At 39.8% G+C, this 24506-nt stretch carries 25 protein-coding genes; 12 read left to right on the top strand and 13 right to left on the bottom strand.

Going from position 1 to position 24506, the window contains the following annotated elements; all coding sequences use genetic code 11:
• Window positions 1-79 precede the first annotated feature (79 nt).
• Together ES711_RS00770 and ES711_RS00775 are read right to left on the bottom strand one after the other, a co-directional pair.
• Window positions 80-1411, bottom strand: coding sequence for a D-serine ammonia-lyase (locus ES711_RS00770; protein WP_146888553.1), 1332 nt, complete (start codon window positions 1409-1411; stop codon window positions 80-82).
• A 122-nt stretch (window positions 1412-1533) separates the two neighbouring features.
• Window positions 1534-3102: a serine hydrolase gene (locus tag ES711_RS00775; RefSeq protein ID WP_146888556.1), complete on the bottom strand. Its 1569-nt coding sequence runs from the start codon at window positions 3100-3102 to the stop codon at window positions 1534-1536.
• Between the two features lie 172 nt (window positions 3103-3274).
• Between ES711_RS00775 and ES711_RS00780 the strand changes: the two genes are divergently transcribed.
• From ES711_RS00780 to ES711_RS00830, 11 genes are all read left to right on the top strand, one after another.
• Window positions 3275-4153, top strand: coding sequence for an AraC family transcriptional regulator (locus ES711_RS00780; RefSeq protein WP_146888559.1), 879 nt, complete (start codon window positions 3275-3277; stop codon window positions 4151-4153).
• 150 nt (window positions 4154-4303) lie between these two features.
• The gene (locus tag ES711_RS00785; RefSeq protein WP_146888562.1) at window positions 4304-5623 is read left to right on the top strand and encodes an L-fuconate dehydratase; all 1320 of its coding nucleotides are present in this window, start codon (window positions 4304-4306) and stop codon (window positions 5621-5623) included.
• Between the two features lie 2 nt (window positions 5624-5625).
• Window positions 5626-6402 carry an SDR family NAD(P)-dependent oxidoreductase gene (locus ES711_RS00790; protein ID WP_170245214.1) on the top strand — a complete coding sequence of 259 codons (777 nt, stop codon included), beginning with the start codon at window positions 5626-5628 and terminating at the stop codon, window positions 6400-6402.
• Between the two features lie 67 nt (window positions 6403-6469).
• Window positions 6470-7321, top strand: a complete 852-nt coding sequence (locus tag ES711_RS00795) for a fumarylacetoacetate hydrolase family protein (protein WP_146888565.1) — start codon at window positions 6470-6472, stop codon at window positions 7319-7321.
• A gap of 82 nt (window positions 7322-7403) precedes the next feature.
• Window positions 7404-8234 carry an amidohydrolase family protein gene (locus ES711_RS00800; RefSeq protein ID WP_146888568.1) on the top strand — a complete coding sequence of 277 codons (831 nt, stop codon included), beginning with the start codon at window positions 7404-7406 and terminating at the stop codon, window positions 8232-8234.
• Window positions 8235-8238: 4 nt separating this feature from the next.
• Window positions 8239-9018 carry an L-fucose dehydrogenase gene (locus tag ES711_RS00805; RefSeq protein ID WP_146888571.1) on the top strand — a complete coding sequence of 260 codons (780 nt, stop codon included), beginning with the start codon at window positions 8239-8241 and terminating at the stop codon, window positions 9016-9018.
• Between the two features lie 2 nt (window positions 9019-9020).
• Window positions 9021-10349, top strand: a complete 1329-nt coding sequence (gene fucP / locus ES711_RS00810; protein WP_146889860.1) for an L-fucose:H+ symporter permease — start codon at window positions 9021-9023, stop codon at window positions 10347-10349.
• Window positions 10336-10677, top strand: coding sequence for an L-rhamnose mutarotase (locus tag ES711_RS00815; RefSeq protein ID WP_146888574.1), 342 nt, complete (start codon window positions 10336-10338; stop codon window positions 10675-10677). Before fucP ends, ES711_RS00815 begins: the two co-directional genes overlap by 14 nt.
• A gap of 6 nt (window positions 10678-10683) precedes the next feature.
• Window positions 10684-11832: an alpha-hydroxy acid oxidase gene (locus ES711_RS00820; RefSeq protein WP_146888577.1), complete on the top strand. Its 1149-nt coding sequence runs from the start codon at window positions 10684-10686 to the stop codon at window positions 11830-11832.
• 320 nt (window positions 11833-12152) lie between these two features.
• A complete protein-coding gene (locus tag ES711_RS00825) occupies window positions 12153-14504 on the top strand; it encodes a glycoside hydrolase family 95 protein (protein WP_211363037.1) in 2352 nt (783 codons plus the stop codon).
• Between the two features lie 26 nt (window positions 14505-14530).
• On the top strand, window positions 14531-16729 hold the full coding sequence (locus ES711_RS00830) for an alpha-N-acetylglucosaminidase (RefSeq protein ID WP_146888580.1): 2199 nt from the start codon (window positions 14531-14533) through the stop codon (window positions 16727-16729).
• A gap of 76 nt (window positions 16730-16805) precedes the next feature.
• Here ES711_RS00830 and ES711_RS00835 read toward each other — a convergent pair whose 3' ends face one another.
• Window positions 16806-17438: a DUF4403 family protein gene (locus tag ES711_RS00835; RefSeq protein ID WP_170245215.1), complete on the bottom strand. Its 633-nt coding sequence runs from the start codon at window positions 17436-17438 to the stop codon at window positions 16806-16808.
• A gap of 257 nt (window positions 17439-17695) precedes the next feature.
• On the opposite strand from ES711_RS00835, the gene ES711_RS00840 reads away from it, so the two are divergent.
• Entirely contained in the window at window positions 17696-17899 is a 204-nt protein-coding gene (locus tag ES711_RS00840; RefSeq protein ID WP_146888584.1) for a hypothetical protein, read from the top strand.
• A gap of 479 nt (window positions 17900-18378) precedes the next feature.
• On the opposite strand, the gene ES711_RS00845 is transcribed toward ES711_RS00840, so the two are convergent.
• The 10 genes from ES711_RS00845 to ureG form a co-directional block, all read right to left on the bottom strand.
• The gene (locus ES711_RS00845) at window positions 18379-19608 is read right to left on the bottom strand and encodes a RidA family protein (protein WP_146888587.1); all 1230 of its coding nucleotides are present in this window, start codon (window positions 19606-19608) and stop codon (window positions 18379-18381) included.
• 332 nt (window positions 19609-19940) lie between these two features.
• Window positions 19941-20330: a TonB-dependent receptor gene (locus ES711_RS16430; RefSeq protein WP_246139091.1), complete on the bottom strand. Its 390-nt coding sequence runs from the start codon at window positions 20328-20330 to the stop codon at window positions 19941-19943.
• The gene (locus tag ES711_RS16435; RefSeq protein WP_246139092.1) at window positions 20290-20610 is read right to left on the bottom strand and encodes a hypothetical protein; all 321 of its coding nucleotides are present in this window, start codon (window positions 20608-20610) and stop codon (window positions 20290-20292) included. Before ES711_RS16435 ends, ES711_RS16430 begins: the two co-directional genes overlap by 41 nt.
• A 20-nt stretch (window positions 20611-20630) precedes the next feature.
• Window positions 20631-20864 carry a hypothetical protein gene (locus ES711_RS16440; protein WP_246139093.1) on the bottom strand — a complete coding sequence of 78 codons (234 nt, stop codon included), beginning with the start codon at window positions 20862-20864 and terminating at the stop codon, window positions 20631-20633.
• A gap of 72 nt (window positions 20865-20936) precedes the next feature.
• A complete protein-coding gene (locus ES711_RS16445) occupies window positions 20937-21299 on the bottom strand; it encodes a hypothetical protein (RefSeq protein WP_246139094.1) in 363 nt (120 codons plus the stop codon).
• A 102-nt stretch (window positions 21300-21401) separates the two neighbouring features.
• Window positions 21402-21635, bottom strand: coding sequence for a hypothetical protein (locus tag ES711_RS16450; protein WP_246139095.1), 234 nt, complete (start codon window positions 21633-21635; stop codon window positions 21402-21404).
• Between the two features lie 27 nt (window positions 21636-21662).
• A complete protein-coding gene (locus ES711_RS16455; RefSeq protein WP_246139096.1) occupies window positions 21663-22028 on the bottom strand; it encodes a hypothetical protein in 366 nt (121 codons plus the stop codon).
• Window positions 22029-22322: 294 nt separating this feature from the next.
• Window positions 22323-23024, bottom strand: coding sequence for a hypothetical protein (locus tag ES711_RS00855; RefSeq protein ID WP_146888590.1), 702 nt, complete (start codon window positions 23022-23024; stop codon window positions 22323-22325).
• A gap of 4 nt (window positions 23025-23028) precedes the next feature.
• Window positions 23029-23829, bottom strand: coding sequence for an urease accessory protein UreD (locus tag ES711_RS00860; protein ID WP_146888593.1), 801 nt, complete (start codon window positions 23827-23829; stop codon window positions 23029-23031).
• Complete coding sequence (ureG, locus tag ES711_RS00865; protein ID WP_146888596.1) at window positions 23829-24470, bottom strand: urease accessory protein UreG; 642 nt, start codon at window positions 24468-24470, stop codon at window positions 23829-23831. Before ureG ends, ES711_RS00860 begins: the two co-directional genes overlap by 1 nt.
• Window positions 24471-24506: the final 36 nt, after the last annotated feature.

The raw sequence follows: 24506 nt of genomic DNA on the forward strand, positions 1-24506 counted from the left end.
AACATCATGTTTATGGGGTTTTTGTTTTTTTGGCATTTAGCGCTTTAAATAGGTTGTAACTATAGAGGTTATCTTTAAATTATACTGATTTCAATAGTCGGCTCCCTTTGTCATAAAAAGCCTCCCTTTGATATTCTGGAACCAATAAACCACCTGTTGCCCAAACTATATGAGTGGCATTTTCCATGTTCAGGTGATGTGTTTTGGCGTATTCTGATGCTTGAATGCGTTGTGGTCCGATGAGGCCTGCCGTGGCTGAAGGCTCTAAAAAGATATTCTCGGAATCTTTTAATTGTGCTAACAGTTTGAATAGTTCATCATCTTCAACGGTCAAAATTCCACTTATTAAATGCTTGCTGATTTTTGTGGCGAAATTAGAAGGTCGTCCTACCGCTAATCCATCAGCTTCTGTCTGATTGTCTAAGCCTATATCTTGTACGCTAATCTTGCTCATCTCACCTGTAACCAATCCAGTTAAAACGCCAGGACTATGTGTGGGCTCAATAAAAAAACAATGGACATGATCGCCATAGAGTTGCTTTAATCCAAAAGCGATGCCTCCAGGAGAGCCGCCAACACCACATGGGGAGTAGACAAGCAACGGGTGATCAGCATCCACCGTAATATGCTGGGCTTTTAATTGCTCAGCAATCCTGAGCGCACCACTGGTGTAGCCAATAAATAAATCTTCTGAATCTTCATCATCAACAAAATGGGCGTTCGGATCCATCAATGTTTGTTGGCGTCCAGCTAAAATAGCTTCACTAAAATCGCCTTCAAATTCAACAACAATAACGCCTTTTTCTCGCAACAATTCTTTTTTCCACTGTTTGGCATCGGCTGAAACATAGACCGTAATTTTAAAGCCTAGGGTTGCACTCATGATGCCAATTCCGAGTCCGAGATTCCCCGTAGATGCCACGCCAATTTTATGCCTACTAAAAAACTCGCGGAACACAGGAGACAACAACTTGCTGTAATCATCGTCATGTTTCAAAAGCCCTGCGTCAAGCGCTAATGTCTCCGCATATTTGATAATCTCAAAAAATCCACCCCGCGCTTTAATAGAACCGGCAATCGGCAATTCGTTATCACATTTTAAAAACAATCGCCCTTCAAAGTTTCCATGACTGCTTTCTAAAACAGCTTTCATATTCGGAATCTCTCTGAGAGGCGATTCTAAAATACCGTGGCTCTCTATAGTCTCTGGAAAAGCTTTCATAAAGAAAGGTGCAAAACGGATCCATAACTGTTCCGCTTCTTCCATGTCTTTCAGGCCTAGGGAGAATTTAGGTGCATCATCAAAAGGTGTTAACTCAGGGTTTATCCAAGTCACCACCTTTGCATCTATAATATCCTGTAGGATGGGAGCACTTTTGATAAAAGCAGTTATTTCTTTATCGGAATACATAGGATCAATTATTTAAATTATATCACTTTTTAATGGCAATTTTATCCTTCGATAAGCATAAGAAGATCTAAGGTTAATTCTATCTGAGAATTCCAATTCCAACAGTTTTAAAGCTAATATGATTATTCGGCTCTATGAAATTCCAAATCTTGGAAATCATAACTGAAATCCGTCAATGGCGAAATCGGACTCATCATAAATCCGACCGCTTTGCCTTGAGTGTCTAGATTGAAATTCACAAAGGCATCCGCTTTTAATGCGGCGTCATTCCAACGGACCACAAAGGTTGTTCCTTTATAAAAGGTCATCGTTCCAGTTAAATCTGACGATTTTTCAGACTTAAAATGAAGCGTACCGTTTTGGTTCGTTATGACAACATTGCCAAACCAATTGTCCTTATAGGTGCCCACATAATTTGAAAGGTTCGGTTTTGGAGTTTTACTTTTAAGTTGTGCGGCAATATCTTTTTCTAATTCAGAGACAATACGTTCTTCATCTTTTTCTCCCGCCAAGCGACGTTCATTGTATTGTTTGATGCGATCTTGGTTTTTGATGCCGAAATAACCATCCTTAATGGAATTGGTGATCGCATTGAATGCCGCACCACTTTGTTGGTTGGTCAGGACGATTATTCCTAAATCCAATTCAGGTATCATAGTAACTTGGCTGACGATGCCTAATAATCCCCCCGTATGTGTCACTTGAAAATAGCCATTCACATCGCTCAAAAACCATCCTAATCCATAGGCTGAAAAATGAGTATTGTAAGGGCCTTTGCCACTTCTAATCAAGGTTTGTGGCGTCCACATTTCTTTATGAGCTTTAGTGCTAAAAAGACTGTCGGTCAATTTTTCGCCATATTTCCCATCATTCAATTGCGCTTGTACCCACGTACTCATGTCGTTGATGGAGGCGTAAATTCCGGCGGCAGGCGTAGAGATTTGCGTAAACGTATCGGTGGTCAATTCCAAAGTACCATTAACTGGCGCATGACCGTCAATTCTGTTAGGATCCGCATTTATTTCAGGAATCGACAATAAGGAACGTTCCATTTTTAAAGGCTTAAAGAAGTGATCGGAAATATAATCATCAAAGGATTGTCCTGAAATTCTTGAAACTATGTCTCCAGCTACGATATATAATAAGTTGTCATAATCAAATTGACTGCGGAAGGAGGATACCGGTTTTAAATAGCGAAGATTGTGAATCATCTCGTCTTTAGTGGTCGTATTGGAAGCAGGAAACACCATCAAGTCGCCCGCACCAAGACCTAAGCCGCTACGGTGAGTTACAAGATCACGCACCGTAAATTCTCGGGTCACGTAGGCATCGTAAAGTTGAAATTCAGGAATAACGTCTATCACTTTGGTATCCCAAGTCAGTTCACCACGATCAATAAGTTGCGCTAAGGCTGAGGTTGTAAATGCTTTCGTATTGGAAGCAACTCCAAAAAGCGTGTGCTCATTTACTGGGGCTTTTGTTTTTACCGAACGCACGCCATAAGTGTTTTTATGATAAATTTTGCCATCTTTCAAGACGGCGACAGCTATCCCGGGAACGTCAAACGTCTGCATTGTTTTTTGAACTACACTGTCAATTTGTGTCCCACTTAATGCCTGGGCATTTATAGATACATTTATTGAAACGAAGAAGGCTCCAAAAAGAAGCGATTTTAAAGTTGTTGAGGTCATGAAAAGTGTTTTAAAATAGAATTTGAAAGATATTAATTTTTTTAGTTCTTCTATTGAAATTACAGTGCCTTCATCCCTTATAAATGATATGTGTTGGATTGTAAACCCTTTAATCAATACTTTTTTTGCACGTTAACATTCAATTTAAGTCAAATGTGTTATTTTCATCGCGATGAAATTACATTTAATAGATCGAAGTACTACTACCGCTACCATTTCCGTACGGAAGAATAGTTATGCTAACTTTTTGAAAATTTGGCATTACCATCCAGAACTCGAATTGGTCACCGTGCTCAAAAGTAAAGGCACCCGATTTATCGGCGATAGCATTAAAAAATTTCAACCTAAAGATGTGGTGCTGATTGGGAAAAATCTGCCGCACATGTGGTTGAATGATCCCAAATATTTTCAAGAAGACAAAACTTTAGTTGCCGAAGCCATTTCTATTCATTTTAAGGAAGATTTTTTAGGGAAAAGGTTTCTGCAGTTAACAGAAATGAAGCCTATTGTGGAGTTATTTAAAAAAGCGGAGCAAGGCATTCTATTTAAAAATCTTCCCAAAGCCCTGAGGCGATCCATCATCAATTTAAATGATGAAACTGATTTTAATAAAACCTATCAATTTATTGGCATTTTACATCAATTGGCATTGCATGAGGATATGAAGCTCTTGGCAAGTACTGGTTATGTGGCCTCCTTAAAACTTGAGGAACCAAAACTGTCCAACAAAGTTATCGCTTATATTTTTAAGAATTTTAATACCGATATGGATTTGGCGACTGTGGCGGAACTCGTCAACATGAATCCTTCCGCGTTCAGTCGGTCATTCAAGCGCGTCCATCGCAAAACATTTTCAAAATATGTGAATGAAATCAGGATTGGATACGCATGCAAACTACTGATGGAGAATGAGCTCAATGTGGCAGGAATCGCTTACGAATCAGGATTTAATAATCTGTCAAATTTTAATCGCCAGTTTAAAATCATAAAAAACATGTCGCCTTCTGCATATTTGAAAAAGCATAGTAATTTCACTGCCGATACTCTTTAAATACACTAAGTGCAAAAAAAGTATCAGTTTGGGTTGAATAATGAGTTGACTATCTGCAATTCATACTATAGATTTGTAAGGTTATGAACTGAGTCGGCATTATGCGATGCGCCAAATTCATTCAGCCTCTTAAACATTATTTATTAAAAGATGAAGCAAACAATCACCATTACCGAAGTCTTAACAAAAGATGTACGTTTCCCAACAAGTGATGAACTGGACGGTTCAGATGCTATGAACACGGATCCGGATTATTCCGCGGCCTATGTCATTTTGAAAACGGATCATCCTGAATTTGAAGGTCACGGACTAACCTTTACTATTGGTCGTGGCAACGAATTATGTGTGGCCGCTATTGAGTCGCTTTCGCACTTAATAATTGGTAAAACCTTAGAGTCCTTTACTCAAAATATGGGTGACTTTTATAAGATGATCACGGGAGACAGTCAATTGCGTTGGTTGGGTCCAGAGAAGGGCGTCATCCACTTAGCGACAGGTGCTATAGTAAATGCGGTGTGGGATTTATACGCTAAAGTAGAAGGCAAGCCACTGTGGAAATTGATATCCGACATGTCCCCAGAGGAATTCGTAAAATGTGTGGACTTTACCTATATTACTGATGCGATTACTCCTGAGGAAGCTTTGGAGTTGCTTAAAGACAATGCGGCTACCAAGCAAGAACGTATTGATATATTACTTAAAAACGGTTATCCTGCATACACAACGTCTGCAGGTTGGTTAGGCTATAGTGATGATAAAATGCGCCGCTTATGCCAAGAAGCCAAAGCAGAGGGCTTTAAACACATGAAAATTAAAGTTGGTTCTGATTTGCAGGATGATATGCGCCGTGCCCAAATTATCCGTGAGGAAATTGGTGACGATTTGCAATTGATGATGGATGCCAACCAAAAATGGGATGTAGATGAAGCAATAGAAAATATGGCATCGCTCAAAAAATTTAATCCGTATTGGATTGAAGAGCCTACAAGTCCGGATGATATTTTAGGTCACGCTAAAATTGCCAGAGCGGTAGCACCTATAAAAGTGGCGACGGGAGAACATTGTCAAAATCGCGTCATGTTTAAACAGTTGATTATGGCAGACGCTTTGCAAATATGTCAAATAGATAGCTGTCGTGTTGGTGGCGTCAACGAAATTCTAGCCATTTTATTAATGGCTGCAAAATATAAAGTTCCTGTGTGTCCTCATGCGGGCGGTGTCGGGTTGTGCGAGTATGTGCAGCACTTATCTATGATCGATTATATTTGTGTCAGCGGCACTATGGAAGATCGTATTATTGAATATGTAGACCATTTGCATGAACATTTCTTCGATCCTGTGGTTATTAAAAATGGCGCTTACATGCCACCGCAACAACCAGGATATAGCATCACCATGAAACCAGAATCATTAGAAACTTACAGTTTTCCTAACGGAGACGTTTGGACGAAAAAAAGACAAAACGCATAATTATGGTATTTAGTTTAAAAGGAAAAACAGCCATCATCACCGGTGGCGGAAGCGGTATTGGGAAAGCTATTGCGACCACATTCGCAAAACAAGGCGCACACGTTTGTATTTTAGATTTCAATACAGATAATGGCACTAACACCGTTTCAGAAATTGAGAAAGAGAAGGGGTCAGCACGTTTTTATCAATGTGATGTGTCCAATCAAGAGCAAGTTGGCGACATATTTATTGAAATAGCGAAGACTAATACCATTGATATTTTAATAAACAATGCCGGAATCGCGCATGTTGGAAATATTGAAAATACTAATCCTGATGATTTAGACCGTTTGTATAACGTGAACATTAAAGGGGTTTATAACGGCATGAAAGCGGCCATCCCATATTTTAAAAAGCAAAACAAAGGGGTGATTGTCAATATGGCGTCCATTGCCTCATCGGTTGGAATTTCTGACCGTTTTGCCTATTCCATGACTAAAGGAGCGGTGTTAACCATGACCTATTCCGTAGCAAAAGATTACGTGGCGGATGGCATCAGATGTAACTGTATTTCTCCAGCACGTGTGCATACGCCGTTTGTCGATGGATTTATAGAAAAAAATTACCCAGATAATCAGGCTGAAATGTTTGAGAAACTTTCAAAAACCCAACCCATCGGACGCATGGGGAAACCTGAAGAAATAGCACATTTGGCATTGTATTTATGTAGTGATGAAGCTTCGTTTATCACAGGAACTGATTTTCCAATTGATGGCGGATTTATTAAATTGAATGGGTAAGCCTTCACATCACGAAGAATACAAATTGTGCCGATAAATAATAACAACATATAAAAATACCTCAAAAATGAAACTCATAAGATTCGGATCAGAAGGTCAAGAAAAACCAGGATTGCAATTAGAAGATAAACGTATCGATGTCAGCGCTTTTGGTGAAGATTTTAACGAAAAATTCTTCGAAACCAACGGATTGGAGCGTTTAGTAGAGTGGTTGAAAACTAATGCCGAAAATTGCCCAACAATTGATGATGCTGTTCGATTAGGATCGCCAATTGGCAGACCGTCAAAATTGGTTTGTGTCGGATTGAATTACGCACAACACGCTGCTGAAGCTGGGATGAAAGTGCCATCAGAACCAGTATTGTTTTTCAAATCGACCACCGCAATCGTTGGCCCAAATGATAATGTTATCATTCCAAAAAACAGTGAAAAAACAGATTGGGAAGTGGAATTAGCCATCGTCATTGGTAAAAAAGCATCGTATGTAGCGTTAGAAGATGCTGACGATTATATCGCAGGCTATGTGTTGCACAACGATGTGTCTGAACGTGCTTTTCAAATTGAAAAAGAAGGCCAATGGTGTAAAGGGAAAGGTTGTGATACATTCGCACCGTTAGGACCGTTTATGGCTACTAAGGATGAAGTAAAAGATCCAAATAATTTGAAATTGTGGTTAGAGGTGAACGGTGAACGTTTGCAAGATTCGTCAACCTCCGATTTTATTTTTAATGTTCAGCATGTGGTGTCTTACATCAGTCAGTTTATGACCTTATTGCCTGGCGATGTGATTTCAACAGGAACGCCATTTGGGGTTGGTTTAGGATTTAATCCGCAACGCTATTTAAAACCAGGAGACGTGATGCGTTTAGGAATTGATGGTTTAGGCGTTCAAGAACAAACTGCAGTAGCTTACAAATAAATGAAACGAGCAGGTTCGGAATTTTCTATCGCAACGGAAATAGCGAACAGCAAGCGTCCATTAGAACAATAGCAAAATACTCATGAAAATAGACGCACATCAACATTTTTGGCAATTTGATCCGCAAAGAGATTCGTGGATTACTGATGACATGCGTGTGCTTAAACGTGACTTTTTACCTGAAGATTTACAACCCTTGTTGCAGCAACATCAGTTTGATGGTTGTGTGGCCGTGCAAGCGGATACTTCAGAAAAGGAAACCGAATTTTTATTGAATTTAGCGGACCAACACCCATTTATTAAAGGTGTTGTGGGCTGGTTAGATTTGTGCAGTGACGCCATCGATGAGCGATTAGCACATTTTTCAACAAATAAAAACCTTAAAGGTCTGCGGCATATCGTTCAAGCAGAATCTAATGGTTATATGCTGCGAAAGGATTTTCAACGCGGCATTTCTGTGATGGAAAACTATAATCTCACCTATGATATTTTGATTTTTCCTCATCAATTGGAAGAAGCTATTGCACTGGTCAACACATTTCCTAACCAGAAATTTATACTCGATCATTGTGCAAAACCTTACATTAAAGACGGAAGAATTAAGACTTGGAAACGTCATATCGAAACCCTTTCAGGCTTTGAAAACGTCGACTGTAAAGTGTCCGGATTAACTACGGAAGCCGATTGGAAGCATTGGGACAATATGATCATGCAACCGTATTTAGATGTGATTTTTAATGCCTTTGGAACCAAGAGAACTCTTTTTGGAAGCGATTGGCCCGTGAGTATATTGGCAGGAACTTATGCCGAAACGGTTGGCCTTGTTCAAAGTTATATTGCCCAATTTTCAGAAACCGAACAACAACACATTATGGGCCTCAACGCAAAAACGTGGTACCATTTAAAAGATTGAAACTATGGATTTAAAACTAAAGGATAAAGTGATCATCGTCACGGGAGGATCAAAAGGTATCGGCAACGGTATTTGTAATCTATTGGCCAAAGAAGGCGCAATTCCTGTGATTGTAGGACGCACGGAATCGGATGTTTTAGAAGCTGTAAAGTCCATAAAAGATAACGGAGGAAAGGTGTTTCACGCTATCGCGGAATTGACCAATAAGGAAGAATGCAAACAAGCGGTTGAAAGTGTGATTAAAAAATTCGGGCGTATTGATTGCTTGGTGAATAACGCTGGGCTTAATGATGGTGTCGGACTCGAATCTGGGAATTACGACCACTTTATGAGATCCATTCAGCGCAATGTGGCACATTATTATGCGATGGCGCAATACGCGTTGCCTGAGCTTAAAAAATCTAAAGGTGCGATTGTTAATATTGGATCCAAAACATCTGTTACCGGTCAAGGAGGCACCTCAGGTTACGCTGCGGCTAATGGCGCAAGAAACGCATTGACCAGAGAATGGGCTCTAGAATTATTACCTTATAGCATCCGTGTCAACGCCGTAATTGTTGCGGAATGTGATACACCACAATATGCCAGTTGGTTAAAAACTTTTCCAAATCCTGAAGAACGTTTGGCGGAAATCACCAAAAATATTCCTTTAGAAAACCGAATGACTACCACTACAGAAATCGCCAATACGGTCGCATTTTTATTGTCAGAAGTATCAAGCCATACTACCGGGCAATTGGTGTTTGTTGATGGTGGCTACACCCATTTAGACCGCGCTTTATAATGATGAAAAACCTTACTAAACAACCAATCGTTTCCAGAAATATTCTCCTGCCATTCATGTTGATTACCTCCTTATTTGCACTTTGGGGAATCGCGAATGACTTAACCAATCCGATGGTGTCGGCGTTTAAAAAAGTAATGCCAGAACTCTCCAATACCCAAGCGTCTTTGGTACAGTTTGCGTTTTATTTTGGCTACTTCTTTATGGCCTTGCCCGCAGCATTATTCATCAGAAAATACAGTTACAAATCAGGAATCCTTGTTGGATTGACCTTGTATGCCATTGGTGCCTTCTTGTTTTATCCAGCGGCCAAATTTGAAACTTTTAATTACTTTCTAATTTCACTTTGGGTGATGACCTGCGGATTGGCATTTTTAGAAACCACTTCTAATCCGTTGATTTTAGCCTTAGGCCCAAAAGAAACAGCCACGCAGCGCCTCAATTTAGCGCAGGCCTTTAATCCGATAGGTTCTTTAACGGGAATGATTATCGCCCAGGTGTTTATCATTGATGCCCTTCGGTCCGTAGATTTTACGGAAGACGCGTACCAAGCCTTGTCCAGTTTAGAAATGGCAGCCATTAGAGAAAACGATTTAAGCGTTATTAGCGTACCATACATTGCTTTAGGGCTGTTGGTGTTGATCATTATGGCAGCAATTATGGTGGTTAAATTTCCGAAGGTGGAATCGCATTCAAAAATTGCCCTTTCAAAAACCTTTAAAATCTTAGCTAAAAATAAAACTTACATTACTGGAGTCATCGCGCAAATGTTTTATGTGGGCGCGCAAATTATGTGCTGGACCTTCATTTTTCAATATGTAGATAATTTAAATGCAGCATTACCTGCTAACGATCAACTCACCGCCACCTGGTATAATGTGGGCGCCATGCTATTATTTCTTGCCGGAAGATGGCTTGGAACCCTCTCCATGAAACGAATTAGTCCAGCCAAATTGTTGTTCGTTTTCGGAATTGGTGGCGTCATTACTACCATGATTACGGTATTTGTTGGCGGGCATTTAGGTTTGTATAGCTTGGTGGCAACATCCTTGTTTATGAGTATCATGTTCCCAACTATTTACGGAATTTCACTCAACAACATGGGCGATGAAGCTAAAATTGGTTCCGCCGGTTTAGTGATGGCCATTGTAGGCGGCGCCTTGTTGCCAGTATTACAAGGAAGTATATTGGATATTGGAGGTTCTGGTTTTAGCGATGCAAAAATCTTAGGTTATATTCCTGAGGTGAATTTTTCGTTCATCCTGCCTTTAATTTGTATGGCCGTGGTGGCATTATTTGGATATAAAACGATGAAACATGAAAACGCATAGACACTGTTTTGCACTCGATTTGATCAATGATGACGAATTGATTTCAGCCTATAAAAAACACCATGAAAACGTGTGGCCGGAAATTGTTGAAAGTATTACCGATAGTGGCATTCTCAATCTAGAGATTTATTTGGTCGAGAATCGCTTATTCATGATTATGGATGTGAATTACTCTTTTTCGTTTGATAAAAAGAATGAAAATGATGCCAACAATCCGACAGTTCAAGAATGGGAAAGCCTGATGTGGAAGTATCAACAAGCACTTCCTACCGCCAAAGAAGACGAAAAATGGTTGTTGATGGAAAAGATTTATCATTTAAAAGCCTAGCGGGACATGGAATTGACAATAAATCCGAAATATCCATCCGTCACCGATTTACGAAACCGAGCCATGGTGAAAATGCCAAAGTTTGCTTTTGAATATCTAGATGGTGGCTGCAATGAAGATATCAACTTAGATAAAAATCGCACTGACTTGCAAAAAGTGGAATTAATGCCACAGTATTTGTCCAAGTTTGAGAAATCAGATACCCGAACGAAATTGTTTGGGCATACCTACGATTCGCCTTTCGGAATTGCACCCGTAGGACTACAAGGTTTGATGTGGCCTAACGCTCCAGAAATTCTGGCTAAAGCCGCATTTGCACATAATATTCCGTTTATTCTAAGTACCGTGACGACCTCCAGTATTGAGCGAATTGCGGAACTAACAGAAGGAACCTCTTGGTTTCAACTCTATCACCCCTCGGATGAAAAGGTGAAACGCGATTTATTGGATAGAGCGGCCAATGCTGGGACTGATGTGCTAGTAATTTTAGCCGATGTACCCACCTTTGGGTACCGACCGCGAGATATTAGAAATGGCTTGGCCATGCCGCCAACCATGAACCTCAAAAATATTCTTGAAGTATTTACAAAGCCTGATTGGGCGCTTCAAACCTTAATTCACGGGCAACCGGCATTCAAAACCATGGAAGCCTACATGCCAAAAGGCTTAAACTTGAAAGGCTTGGGGGAGTTTATGGATACGACGTTTTCTGGACGTTTAAATGAAGATCGCATAGCATCAATAAGAGACCAGTGGAAAGGAAAACTAGTGATAAAAGGCGTGGTGAGTGAAGAAGATGCACAAAAAGCGATCAATTTAGGTGTCGATGGATTAATTGTTTCCAATCACGGCGGACGTCAATTGGATGCGGGGCAATCTACCATTGTACCGATGACACATCTGGCAGAAAAATTTAAAGGCCAAGTCAAAATTATGGTCGACTCAGGATTACGTGGTGGCCCGGATATTGCAAGAGCCATGGCAAGTGGTGCCGAATTTACCTTTATGGGCCGCAGTTTTATGTATGGTGTTGGCGCTTTAGGAAAAGAAGGCGGCACTCATACCATCTCGTTGATGAAACGTGAATTTCAGCAGGTGATGGAGCAGGTGTGTTGTGAAAAAGTTGAGGATTTACCTAGGTTTTTGGTGAAATGATTTGGGGAGTTGAGATAGCGGAAAATGGAGAAGAGAAAATAGAACAAAGAACCAAGAATAAAGAGAAGAGAGAATTGCGATTTTTAATTCGCGATTTTCAAATTAAATCACACTTTTAAATTCTCCTCCTTGTAAAAGAGGAGTGGATTCTGCTTCCGGAGAGAAGCAGAAGACGAGGTGGTTTTGGTAGATTATGAGTGGGATTACATGTTGAGAAGAGAGAAGAGAATATCGAATAACGAACAAGGAATCAAGAACCAAGAGCCAAGACTCAAGAACCAAGACTTCTCAGATTAGATTAATATAAAATTGAAAAGACATTGAAAAATTTAAGATTAGCCTTTAGTGCGTGCTGTGTTTTACTGACGATGGTATCTGTTGCCCAAAAAAGTAATCCTTTAGAATTGTGGTATGAAGAACCCGCTACGGTATGGATGACCCAAGCCCTGCCTATTGGAAACGGTTATGTAGGTGCCATGTTTTTTGGAGGGATTCAGGAAGAACAAATTCAATTTTCAGAGGGTACACTTTGGTCTGGTGGTCCCGATTCAAATCCTGAATACAACTTCGGGATTCGCGAGGGTGCCCATAAATATTTGCCTGAGGTAAGAGCCTTGTTAGAAGATGGCAAAAAAGCCGAAGCTCATAAATTAGCGCAGTCAAAATTTACTGGTATTATTGATACGGGGAAACAATACAATGCTGAATTTGGCGATTATGGTGCCCAACAAACCATGGGCGATATTTTTGTAAAAGTAGGCCATTCTGGAAACGTTGTTAATTATAAGCGCAGTCTTGATATCAGCAATGCCCTAGGAAAAGTAGAATACACTATTGGCAAAACGACTTATAACCGTACGTATTTTGGAAATTACCCAACCAATACCATGGTGTATCGTTTTGAGAGTTCCAAAAAGACGGATTATGAAATCCGATTTGAAACACCGCATGTGCTCGTGTCTCAGAATTTTAAGGACGGCGTCTATACTTTTGAAGGTAAGGTTGCCGACAACGGAATGCCATTTGAAACGAAGTTATCCTTAAAAATGTCCGATGGTAAAATCAGTTTCAAGGATGGGGTCATTTATATCAAGAAGGCGAAAGATCTTGTTATTTTAAATACGTCGGCAACAGGATATGCCTTAAAATTTCCTACATATAAAGGCAACGATTATAAAGCAGCTAATAACGCTATTGCTCAGAAATGGGACACCACAACCTTTAAGCAATTAAAGCAAGAACATATTGCAGATTACACTCATTTGTTTGATCGTGTCAGTTTGAATTTAGGCGAGCGTCCAACCCAAAATAGTCCTACTAATAAACGTTTACAGGCCTATGCTGAAGGGGCTAATGATAATGCTCTGGAAAGTCTGTACTTTCAATATGCCCGCTATTTGATGATCGCAGGCAGCCGACCAAACACCATGTCCATGCACTTACAAGGCAAGTGGAACAATTCTACCAATCCGACCTGGGCTGCTGACTACCATAGTAATATTAATTTAGAAATGATTTATTGGCCTGCTGAAATGACCAATCTTTCTGAATGCCACGTGCCGTTTTTAGATTTTATTGAAAGTTTGGTAGAACCAGGGAAATTGGCCGCTAAAGAATTTTTTAATACCCGTGGCTGGATGGCTAATACCATGATCAATGCTTTTGGATATACATCACCAGGATGGGGTGTGGACTGGGGATTCTTTCCAACGGGGGCATCGTGGTTTTCGCAACATTTATGGGATCATTATGATTTTACCCAAGACAAAACTTATTTGAAAGAAAAGGCGTATCCAGTCATGAAGGAATCGGCACTTTTTTGGATCGATTATTTGACCAAGGATGAAAATGGCAAGTTAGTGTCTAAACCGTCGTATTCGCCAGAACACGGTGGGATTTCGCAAGGGGCATCTATGGATCATCAAATTGCTTGGGACATTTTAAATAACTCTATTAAAGCGGCTGAAGTATTAGGAATTAATGATGAGTTCACCAATACAGCGAAAGTGACTAGAGATGCTATTTTACTTCCAAAAATTGGCTCTTGGGGACAATTGCAAGAGTGGACTGAAGATGTTGATGATCCAAAAAGCGATCACCGTCACGTCTCTCATTTATTCGCCTTACACCCAGGAAATCAGATTTCCACCGCGAAAACTCCAAAATTGGCGGAAGCATCTCGTGTTACATTAAACGCTCGTGGTGATAGTGGAACGGGCTGGTCTCGTGGTTGGAAAATGAATTTTTGGGCGCGTCTTAATGACGGAAACCGTACCCATAAAATGTTAAAAAGCTTGCTAAAACCTGTAGGCGATAACATTACTGGGACCTCTACGGCTGGAGGTACTTATTCAAATCTACTGTGCGCACATCCGCCATTTCAATTGGACGGAAATATGGGTGGTGCTTCTGGGATGGCAGAAATGCTATTGCAATCGCAGTCCGGGATCATCGAACTCTTACCAGCTTTACCGGACGCGTGGAGCTCAGGTGAAGTGACGGGACTAAAGGCTCGTGGTGGATTTGAAATCGATATGCTTTGGGAAAATGGCCGTGTCAAAGAAGCCAAAATCGCAGGAAAACCAAACCAATCAGGCGAAGTTAAAGTTAATGATGAGGTCAGAACATTCAACTTAAATGCTGACGGTATCTACACTTATAAAGCGTACTAATCCCATCTTTAAAACAGCGTATTTTCGTGATTAAAAAACTTCCACTCACATTAACGGTGCGATCAATTATGGTTGGTGCACTCTTCAGCACAATGCTGTTGAGTTGCGCTGCCCAACGCAATTCCACCTTCGTGATGGAAAATTTGGCAGAACGGATACTGCCTGCAGCAACTTCAAAGCAATTTACTTTTGAAAAACTCGAGGGTATTGGGCTTGATAAATTTAAGTTGCGTACTAAAAATGGCAAAGTGTTGATTAAAGGAAACACTCCCGTAGCCATGGCTTCGGGGCTGAATTGGTATTTGAAATATTACACGAATAGCAGTGTGTCGTGGAGTGGCAATCAAATTGACCTGCCTCAGTCGTTACCCCAAATTGAAGGTACATTAACCAAAGAATCGGCGTTTGAGCACGCCTACTATCTCAACTATTGCACCTTTAATTATACCATGTCTTTTTGGGATTGGGAACGATGGGAACAGGAAATTGATTGGATGGCCTTAAATGGCGTTAACCTCCCGCTGGCCATTACCGGTACTGAAGCTGTTTGGTATAATGTGCTTAAAAGATTAAACTATTCCGAAACGGAAATACTCGAATTTATTCCCGGACCTGCATTTACCAGTTGGTGGTTAATGACCAATTTAGAAGGCTGGGGCGGGCCTGTTTCAAAAGAATATATCGACCAGCAAGTTGCCTTGCAAAAAAAGATTCTTAAACGCATGCGCGAGTACGGAATGAAGCCTGTACTCCCAGGATTTTACGGTATGGTCCCGAATAATCTCAAAGAAAAATATCCTGATTCCGAAATTCGCGATCAAGGACTTTGGGCTGGCGGATTTAAAAGACCGGCATTTTTGTTGCCTACCGATCCGCTGTTTTTGAAAATCGCCAACATATTTTATGAAGAACAAAAAAAGCTATTTGGCGAAACCGAGTATTTCTCTGGAGACCCTTTTCACGAAGGCGGCAGTATTGATGGCATTGATTTGCCTGCCGCTGGAGAAAACTTAATTGGCAGTGTCAAACAAGTGTATCCTAATGCGAAATGGGTGTTTCAAGCTTGGCATGCCAATCCGAGGTTGGAATTGTTATCCCGAATTAAAGCGGAGGATATCTTAATTCTAGATTTGGACGCTGATAACAATCCGCAGTGGTCCCAAAACAACGCGTGGGACAATAAAAACTGGATCTGGTCCACGATTACAAATTACGGGGGTAATGTGGGGATGTTTGGGAGACTGGAGGTCATTAATAATGAACTATTCAAAGCTCTGGAAAAGCATCCGCAGAGTTTAAAAGGCATTGGCGTGATGCCGGAAGGGATTGAAAATAATCCCGTGGTTTATGAGCTGTTGTACGAGTTGAGATGGAGAGATGCGGCTGTAAATATGGATACATGGTTAACAGATTATGCGCACAGACGTTATGGTGTTTCAAATCAAAACTTAAGCAAGGCATGGCAAATTCTAAATAACACCGTTTATGGTAAAACTATGGGCCCGCCGTACCAGCAAGGCACCAATGAATCCATTTTTTGTGCCCGACCCTCGTTAAATATCACTGGTGTTTCCAGTTGGGCAACCACCGAGTTACATTACAATCCGTCAGAATTACTGGAAGCTTGGCAATTGTTTATTCAAGAATCGGAAGGTTTAACAGAGCGCACCAATTTTCAATATGATTTGGTGGACTTGACCCGCCAAGTGTTGGCAAATTACGCTCAGGTAGTGTATGCAGATATGATGCGCCACTACAAATATGGCGACTTAAGCGGCTTTAAAATGGCCAGCGAAACATTCACCACCTTATTAAAAGATCAAGACCGCTTATTAAATTCCAGAAAAGAATTCATGTTAGGGTTTTGGTTAGAAGCGGCAAAATCTAGTGCCACTAATCCTTCTGAAAAGGATTTATTTGAATACAACGCACGGACTCAAATTACCACGTGGAGTTTTCAAGATTCCAATTTACACGATTATGCCCACCGGGAGTGGGGCCGGATGCTGTCTGATTTCTATTTACCACGATGGGAATTGTTCATTGCCAAACTCCGCGCGGAATTGAAAGGCGAACACCCCGAAGACATCGACTATTATGCTTTTGAAGAGGCTTGGAATAAAGAGCACAAACTATTTCCCACCACAGAACAAGGTGACGGCGTGGCCATAGCAAAAACCTTATATGCCATCTATATTCAAGACATAAAAGCATCTTATAGATAAAAGGCGTTATATGAAAAGCTCGTAAAAATTCTCAGGTTTAGTGGCGCTGCACTAAAGATAAAGTTCTAGTTTCTTGCTATCCCAAAAGTTCCAAATCATCAATGCTGATCACGCCCCAACCTTGGCTATGTATGAGCACCCAAATCACATCATTTTTGATTTCAAAATGGCTAACAGAGAAACTGGCCACATTCCCCATGATGGAAATGCCATTGGTGGTTTTGAATTTCGAGGCCAATTGGGCATTGATCAGGGCTAATTTTTCGGTGATCATGGGCATCAAATCAAAACTCAACGTGTTGATGACTTTTTTATAGATAAAGGTGTTCAAAACAGTTTTCAGCAGGGTGTTGGTCACCCAGTTTTTTCCGTTGCTGTCCATGTCGTAGGCTTCCACGTATAATTTTTGGGTGGCCACATCCAATCTTAATTCGGCCAGGACCGATACATCAACCGTATTATTGTTAAATAACAGCGTGAGCGGTTGTAGGTGTAGCTTTAGGCTGAGATTATAGTCTGGGTGATCACTTTCTTCCAAGTTCAAATCGAGGATTTTAAAGTAGTTGGAAGTGTTGCCCTTATCGTCTTTATGACTGATGTTGGTATCATTATATTCTTTCTTTAAAAAGGCATCTAAGACTTCAAAGTCCATTTTAACGGGCAAAGTTAATGAAATGTCTTGATCAGAAGAGGTTTGGTTGGTGTTCATATACATTTGAATTGTGAAGTTGAAAATTAAGATAAATTTTTGAAAGTCGATGGTCTTCTTGCGATGATATCTTATCTCAAATGAACAATATGTACAAAACGTGGTGGTGTTTCACTGGAAATATTTGATGTTATGGGAAAGTCGAAAATAGACTTTTGCAACTATTTCTATAAATTTAATCTGAATTTGGATCTGTCAATTTCTGTTCGCTTTTCCATATATTCATTATCTTTTACCACAAACTAAATTTGATGATAATGAATAACACAATCAAAACCATTTTAATGATCGCCGGAATCGTATTATTAATTAATGGCATTTACACGATGATTGCTCCAGAGGCTTCAGTAAGTGTTGGGCCGCTAACGGTTGAAGCACAAGACAACACCAATTCTTATATCACTATAGGGTTAGGAATTATCGCATTAGGGGCTAGTTTTTTGGGTGGTAAGAGGGCTTAATATATCTATTTTGATTACTTCAGCAAAAGTAACAATCATTGTGCGCACAAATACTATTGCAGATCTTTTTCGGCGTTTTTATTTTAAATTTCAGTACCTTTAAATCGATTCAAAAAGATTTCGATTGCTATATTTTAGTATCCTTTTTTATGATACATAGCTAATAACAAATACTATAGCAGTACTATTTTATTTGTCTGCTACTTGTTGATTAAAAAATAAAGCCCCCGTAAATACGAAGTTTACGGGGATTTTGTGGTGCAGTCGGAAACCACGACTATACTCTCAACTTTCCAATTCAATAATACATCCCAAACAGTTAACTTCTTAATAACCGAATGACTTTTACTAAATAAACTAGAGTGACTTAAGAGTTTAAGACCTTACTTCAAGAAATTATTAGGAATAAACAACACCTTAAAAAAAACTGAACTGTGTTAGTAATAACCAAATTTCACTTCATATAAACATAAAGAAGCTTACGCGGGAGTGCCCTCACTATTGGAGACAACCGCGTCAATTTGCACTAAGGCATTCATCGGAATGTCTGAGACTCCAATGACCGTTCGTGCCGGAAGAGCACTATTAAAGAATGTTTTGTAAACTGCGTCCACCGTTTCAATATCCGCTATGTTTTTAAGCTGGATGTTTATTTTTACAATATCATCCATCACGTGGTCAATGCTTTCTAAAATTGCGCTGATGTTATTTAAACACTGGGTAGCTTGCTCTTTGATACCTCCCACGATCAGTTTTCCGGTTTTTGGATCTCCTGGTAACTGTCCTGAAATATGATTGTAATGGGAATAGGCGACCGTTTGGGTGTAAGAAGTTTGGGGTGCGTTTTCTGTATTGTTCGCTTCTATAACAAGTAGGCGAGCATCTTCAGCACGTTGTGGTGGAGTGCCATCGCCATGTGATACCACTGTATCAATTTGCACTAAAGCATCCATAGGTAGGGCCGATGCCTTAATTATGGCGCGTGCCGGGACATAGTTAGTGAAGAAGGTTGCACAAACCTTGTCTACCGCCTCCATATCTGAAAGGTTGGTCAAGAATATAGTTGTTTTAACAACATCATCCATAACATGGTCCATACTTTTTAAAATGGATTTAATGTTTTTTAGACATTGTTCAGTCTGCTCTTTAACGCCACCCGCAACTAGTTTACCAGATTTAGGATCGCGCGGTATTTGCCCTGAAAGATTGTTATAATGAGAGAACGCTACCGTTTGTGAGAAGAGGTCTTTTGATGGGTTATCCGGATTTCCTGATACTTTTACCAGGTCTAAAGGATCTTGTGGCGCTGTGCCTTCGCCGTTGGAAATCAGGGCATCCATCTGCACTAGAGCACCACTCAGGGGCAAAGCCGCCACCGCTACCGTAGTTCTTGTAGGGAGATCGCTCTTGAAGAAAGTTTTATACACTGTGTCTACCGCCTCAAGATCAGCAATATTTTTAAGGTATAGGGTGATTTTTACCATATCGTCCATCTCGTGGTCAATACTTTCTACAATGGCTCTAATATTTGTCAAGCATTGCGTTGCTTGCTCTTTTATTCCGCCATCAACTAGTTTATTTGTTTTTGGATCGATGGGTAATTGAGCTGAAATATTGTTGTAATGGGAAAAGGCTACCGTTTGCGTGGAGCTTGAATGTTGTGGTGCTTTTTCTGTGTTTCTTGAAACTTTTATAATATCGTGACTCATGGGTGGTGGTGGTTTTTTAGTATTAATATGTGATCTGTAGATAAACCATAACTCTTGGTTTTTAACAATGTTGCGAGGTAAACATATTAGCGCAGCTTGCTGAACCGATTGATCGGTTTCACAAATTCCTAGGGCTTGCATCCCGATTACGCCACAATATTCCTGACATAAGTTACGGATTTAAAGTGTAGTAAGTTGTTCATGTTACCAATTACTTCTGAACTTTTAATCGCTTATTTGATATTTAATTAGGATCTGACCAGAGGATTGTTTGCATTTCAAATTCTTCAAATCTAGACCTCGTCTGACCGTTTATGTTTAAAATCGATAATTTATACTTCTTTTAGGTTTAAAGAGATTCCCGGGATGGGATGAATTTCATCGACGGGTTGTGGTTCATTGAATAATCGTGTTTCTGTTGCAAATTGAGTTTCGTTCCACTCTGTGTCAAAAAGGTTCTCAATGGTCATACCCAAGGTGATGTTTTTAATTCTATAATTTAAATTGAAATCGGCAACAAAACACCCTTCTGCATTAATGGAGTTATCCTCATTGGCCGGTCTATCATCTATATAACGATATCTCAGTCCGCCCGAAAACCCTTTATATTCATTAAAGGTAAATTTACCTGCCAAGGTAAAAGCTGGTGCCAAAGTAATATAATCTTGGCCTTTTATTTCGTCAATGGAACGGGCGTGTGTACGTAGCTTCAATATCGGCATAAAACCATTTATTGAGTTGATAGCGCAATCCTAAATCTGCTCCAAAGCGCTGAGATTTTCCGCTAGGTTCTACAATACCAGCATCACCTACATACACAAATTCCTGTTCAGAAAACAAATACCACAACGCAGAATTGACCGCTAATTTCGGAATAGGTTTATAAATAAAACCGATAGCGGCTCCGTATGCCCTAGGTAAGATTTTCTCACCTTCTTGCTTTACCACAACGCGTGTGTCATTGGAATGGAATCCAATCCAATTCCGGTCTTTAAGAACCATTGTGAATTTTGGTTTGGGTTTTAGAGAAAATTTAATTTAGGACTCACAACGGCTTTTTGCTCTGCTTGCAAGGTGTAGTTTTCGGCCAATTGGTCTTCGTACATAAATTTAAAATAATCTAAACGCAGGGCAGGGGCAATGGTGAAATTTCCCAATTCAAAAACGACATTGACATAAGCAAACAGATTGGATTGGTTGATGTCGCCTAATTTTAGATAATCCAGCGTTGTTTTTCGGTTTAAAGTATGAGACAATTCGACATCATCAATGATGTCATGCCTTAAGCCTATGCCTGAGGTTATAGTAGTTTCGACAGAATTCCATTGTTAATTGTTTTTTAAGGAAGCATTACAGCCAAAGATGTCTCTAACTTCTTTTTGTTTGATTTGATCGCCATTGATAGGATCTTCTAAAAAGAAAGTGAAATTGGAATATAGCTCAAAGGCGTAGCGGCTATAAAACACATTCGATTTAAAACTGGTATTCTCGTCAATAAACCCGCTGTATTCCAAATTTATATTTGAAGTTGTACCGCCTTCCGTATCGTCAATTGCACCAAATCGGGAAATATTGCCATTTGCAACTTTGCGCAGAGGAATTTGTCCGGAAGCATCCCATCTACCGTCAAAATGAGTGGCGGTAATGGCCAATTTATCACTGCCTTTTAGAAAGGTCGAATATTTTGCCATCACATTAATTCTATTAAAATTTTGTGACGATTCGAAAGGTCCATCGGAAGCAATATATTTAAAGCTACATCTGCGTTTTGGTCGGTGTTTTTATGCAAGAGGTTAAACATGCCTAAGGTTCTCAGTGAGTAAAATTTGCCAACTTCCACATTCAGGAAACCGTGTTTCCAATCGGTCTTTGGTTTTAAATGCTGCATACCCGGCTGTGGCAAAATCGCCACGATCAGCATTATAAGGTTCTTTACCAAAATCGATGAGCGCAATGGTTTCAGGAATCACAAAATGAAAATTGCTATAACCTTGCCCATGCGCGTGAGAAACCATATTAACCGGCATCCCGTCTACGGAAAGGTTGATGTCGGTTCAGTGATCGATATCAAAACCTCTTAAAAATAATTGTTCTGCTTTACCACCGCCGGCATGTTGACCAATAATCAAGCCTGGAATTTTTCGCAACACTTCTTGTGAAGAATTTACTGGGCTTGTGTGCAAATCTAGCTTTGCAATATGCCGGATGGCATTTAGTTTTTTGGTGATGACAATCTGGTCTAACAGCATGGTTCTACTTTCTAACTGTATCGTAATTACGCTATCTATATGGGATTGAGTCAGCAAAATAACTTGTTCATCATACCCTAATACCCAAATTTCTATTACGTCTCCAGCCTTAGTCTTTTCTAAAGTAAACGAGCCGTTTGTCTTGGTGTGGGCATGTGCAGTACTAAACATAGACACTATCAATAGGATGTTGACGTTCGTCGTAAAGACATCTGTGACGTTTTGGGCAATTAATACTTGTGTGATGAGTAAGGGTAAGGAGTGTAAAGTTGATGCGCATTTGTAGTGAAGGTTTTTTAATATTGTTTTTAATTAAGATTTAAAGCTAGAGGCACTGTCGATTATTTTTTGAAATAACGGGATATAATTATCCCAACCATTTACCAATTTGGTAATGACGTATAAAATTAATTTGAAATAGAATTTAATGAAAATGAGTTAAATATTACGCTTTCAGGTGGAGGTTTACCATCCTAAAAAGACCATCCCAACACCACATATTGCAATGGAGAATCCGGAAATTGGCACAACGTATTTTTCCAACCATTCGGTTTTTATAAAATTGAAACCATAATACATTAAGGACACTACAAGAATCATTGTAGAAACAGTTGTTGTAAGAAAGACTCCGATTAAAATGAGCATATTGGAAGTAGATTGTTCTACTGCTGGATAGGTTAACAATGGGAATAAAACTTCACAGGGACCTAATAAAAAGATTAATAAAAGAACCCAAGGCGTCACTTTTTTTCGATTTGACGGATAGGTCATTTGATTGTGGTCGTGCTCAAATACATATACAGAACCATCGTCATAGACATCAAAATGTTTGTGTCTTTTTTCTTTATATACGCCGTAAAGACCATACAATAAATACAGGATCCCAAAGATAAAAATAGCCCAACTGGCCAATCCACCTCTTACCTCGTTTAATCCATCAATTTTACTCAATGAAAACCCTATTGCAGCTCCCCCTAAAGCTAATAATACTGACGCCATAACGTGTGCAGATCCGCAAATGGCGGTCCACATCACAATTCTTGGTAATTTCCATCCTTTTGATTTTCCGATGGCTATAAAAGGTATGTAGTGATCAGGACCAGATACGGTGTGCAAAACACTTACCGAAATGGCCGTAACTAATAATATACTTAATTCAGTCTCCATGGTATTAATTTAATCTAAGTCGCTGGTTAATTAAATAGTCTTCTTCCTTGCGTATTTGGGTGAAGAGTTTATAAAGCTGTTCGCCTTCATTTCCTAAAATTCTGAGCACATATGCGTTATCCAATACTTTAGATATGCCGTAACTAATGCCTTCTTCTTTAGAAAGTCTCTGGGCTATGTTTTCCATTCTTTCTATAACATCAGTTTCCGGAGTAATAAAGAATAAACTTCCTTGATGGGTAAACTCTTCGTATTGACCGAATTCCTTCAGGTTTATCTCTTCTGGAACGATATAGAGATTGTCCTTAAAAATTAAAACCTCCTCCTGAATAATCTCTGTAATAGCGTGGTGTTTTTTAAACTGAAACAACTCGCCTTCTCCCATATGTTTACGACCACAAGTCAGTATTTCGGCCCACAATAAGGTGCTGCTATTTTTAATGTGAATGGTGTTTTTTGCAGTGTACCGAGCGCCTTTATGAGGCACCACAGGGTGGGGGACGTGACTAAAATAAGCATTAACACCCACTGAAATATTCATATGTTGATTAGTGCCCTTTTCAGAAATATAAATACGCTGATAAGATTGGGTTTGCAAATTTAAAGAAGATCCATCTATAACTTCAATATTGATATCGTAAAAATCATCGTTAAGGATACCGGGTGAGGATGACATCACCATCATCTCTAACAATGGATTCTTTTTGTTTTCCCTTACTTCCACCAAATTAAAAGGCGGGGTAAAATATACGTCTTTCAGGATCGTCTGCTCCCTTAATCCCGTTTTAAGACTGTATTTCTCCATTATCTAAGTAGTTGAGGTTCTTCAGTTTTTTCTTCCACCAAGGCGTAACGCTTTATCCACTGGATCACATTGTCCAATCCTTCATCGGTCATGAGGTTGGTAAACACAAAAGGTTCTCCGTTTCGCATTCTGCGTGCATCATCTTCCATTAGCTTTAAATCAGCATTTACATAAGGTGCTAAATCCATTTTGTTGATTACTAACAAATCGGAACGGGTAATTCCAGGACCTCCTTTGCGAGGAATATCAGATCCTGCGGCAACGGAAATAACAAAAATTGTAACGTCGGCAAGGTCAGGACTGAAGGTGGCAGATAAATTATCTCCGCCACTTTCAATAAAGATAATTTCTACCTCTGGATGTCTGTTCACGATTTCGTCAACCGCTTCCAGATTCATACTTGCATCTTCTCGAATAGCGGTATGTGGGCAGCCACCCGTTTCAACACCTATAATTCTATTGGCGTCTAAAGTGGAGTTTTTCTCGAGATATTTAGCGTCTTCTTTTGTGTAAATATCATTGGTTACCACCCCAATGCTATACTCTTTTGCAATGCGTCTTGTAATCTTTTCTATCAGAGCTGTTTTTCCAGTACCTACTGGGCCTGCGACTCCAATTTTTATATATTTTCTTTCTTCCATCAGTATTTTTATTGTTTATTATCCAATTAAAGCTTA

Source organism: Gelidibacter salicanalis, from assembly GCF_007997285.1.
Classification (GTDB): domain Bacteria; phylum Bacteroidota; class Bacteroidia; order Flavobacteriales; family Flavobacteriaceae; genus Gelidibacter; species Gelidibacter salicanalis.

What these genes read in the sequence shown, in the direction of transcription:
- ES711_RS00770 (WP_146888553.1), bottom strand. Translation starts at nt 1,411, where the DNA reads ATGTATTCCGATAAAGAAATAACTGCTTTTATCAAAAGTGCTCCCATC.
- ES711_RS00775 (WP_146888556.1), bottom strand. Translation starts at nt 3,102, where the DNA reads ATGACCTCAACAACTTTAAAATCGCTTCTTTTTGGAGCCTTCTTCGTT.
- ES711_RS00780 (WP_146888559.1), top strand. Translation starts at nt 3,275, where the DNA reads ATGAAATTACATTTAATAGATCGAAGTACTACTACCGCTACCATTTCC.
- ES711_RS00785 (WP_146888562.1), top strand. Translation starts at nt 4,304, where the DNA reads ATGAAGCAAACAATCACCATTACCGAAGTCTTAACAAAAGATGTACGT.
- ES711_RS00790 (WP_170245214.1), top strand. Translation starts at nt 5,626, where the DNA reads ATGGTATTTAGTTTAAAAGGAAAAACAGCCATCATCACCGGTGGCGGA.
- ES711_RS00795 (WP_146888565.1), top strand. Translation starts at nt 6,470, where the DNA reads ATGAAACTCATAAGATTCGGATCAGAAGGTCAAGAAAAACCAGGATTG.
- ES711_RS00800 (WP_146888568.1), top strand. Translation starts at nt 7,404, where the DNA reads ATGAAAATAGACGCACATCAACATTTTTGGCAATTTGATCCGCAAAGA.
- ES711_RS00805 (WP_146888571.1), top strand. Translation starts at nt 8,239, where the DNA reads ATGGATTTAAAACTAAAGGATAAAGTGATCATCGTCACGGGAGGATCA.
- fucP (WP_146889860.1), top strand. Translation starts at nt 9,021, where the DNA reads ATGAAAAACCTTACTAAACAACCAATCGTTTCCAGAAATATTCTCCTG.
- ES711_RS00815 (WP_146888574.1), top strand. Translation starts at nt 10,336, where the DNA reads ATGAAAACGCATAGACACTGTTTTGCACTCGATTTGATCAATGATGAC.
- ES711_RS00820 (WP_146888577.1), top strand. Translation starts at nt 10,684, where the DNA reads ATGGAATTGACAATAAATCCGAAATATCCATCCGTCACCGATTTACGA.
- ES711_RS00835 (WP_170245215.1), bottom strand. Translation starts at nt 17,438, where the DNA reads ATGAACACCAACCAAACCTCTTCTGATCAAGACATTTCATTAACTTTG.
- ES711_RS00840 (WP_146888584.1), top strand. Translation starts at nt 17,696, where the DNA reads ATGAATAACACAATCAAAACCATTTTAATGATCGCCGGAATCGTATTA.
- ES711_RS00845 (WP_146888587.1), bottom strand. Translation starts at nt 19,608, where the DNA reads ATGAGTCACGATATTATAAAAGTTTCAAGAAACACAGAAAAAGCACCA.
- ES711_RS16430 (WP_246139091.1), bottom strand. Translation starts at nt 20,330, where the DNA reads ATGCCGATATTGAAGCTACGTACACACGCCCGTTCCATTGACGAAATA.
- ES711_RS16435 (WP_246139092.1), bottom strand. Translation starts at nt 20,610, where the DNA reads ATGGTTCTTAAAGACCGGAATTGGATTGGATTCCATTCCAATGACACA.
- ES711_RS16445 (WP_246139094.1), bottom strand. Translation starts at nt 21,299, where the DNA reads ATGGCAAAATATTCGACCTTTCTAAAAGGCAGTGATAAATTGGCCATT.
- ES711_RS16450 (WP_246139095.1), bottom strand. Translation starts at nt 21,635, where the DNA reads ATGCCGGTTAATATGGTTTCTCACGCGCATGGGCAAGGTTATAGCAAT.
- ES711_RS16455 (WP_246139096.1), bottom strand. Translation starts at nt 22,028, where the DNA reads ATGTTTAGTACTGCACATGCCCACACCAAGACAAACGGCTCGTTTACT.
- ES711_RS00855 (WP_146888590.1), bottom strand. Translation starts at nt 23,024, where the DNA reads ATGGAGACTGAATTAAGTATATTATTAGTTACGGCCATTTCGGTAAGT.
- ES711_RS00860 (WP_146888593.1), bottom strand. Translation starts at nt 23,829, where the DNA reads ATGGAGAAATACAGTCTTAAAACGGGATTAAGGGAGCAGACGATCCTG.
- ureG (WP_146888596.1), bottom strand. Translation starts at nt 24,470, where the DNA reads ATGGAAGAAAGAAAATATATAAAAATTGGAGTCGCAGGCCCAGTAGGT.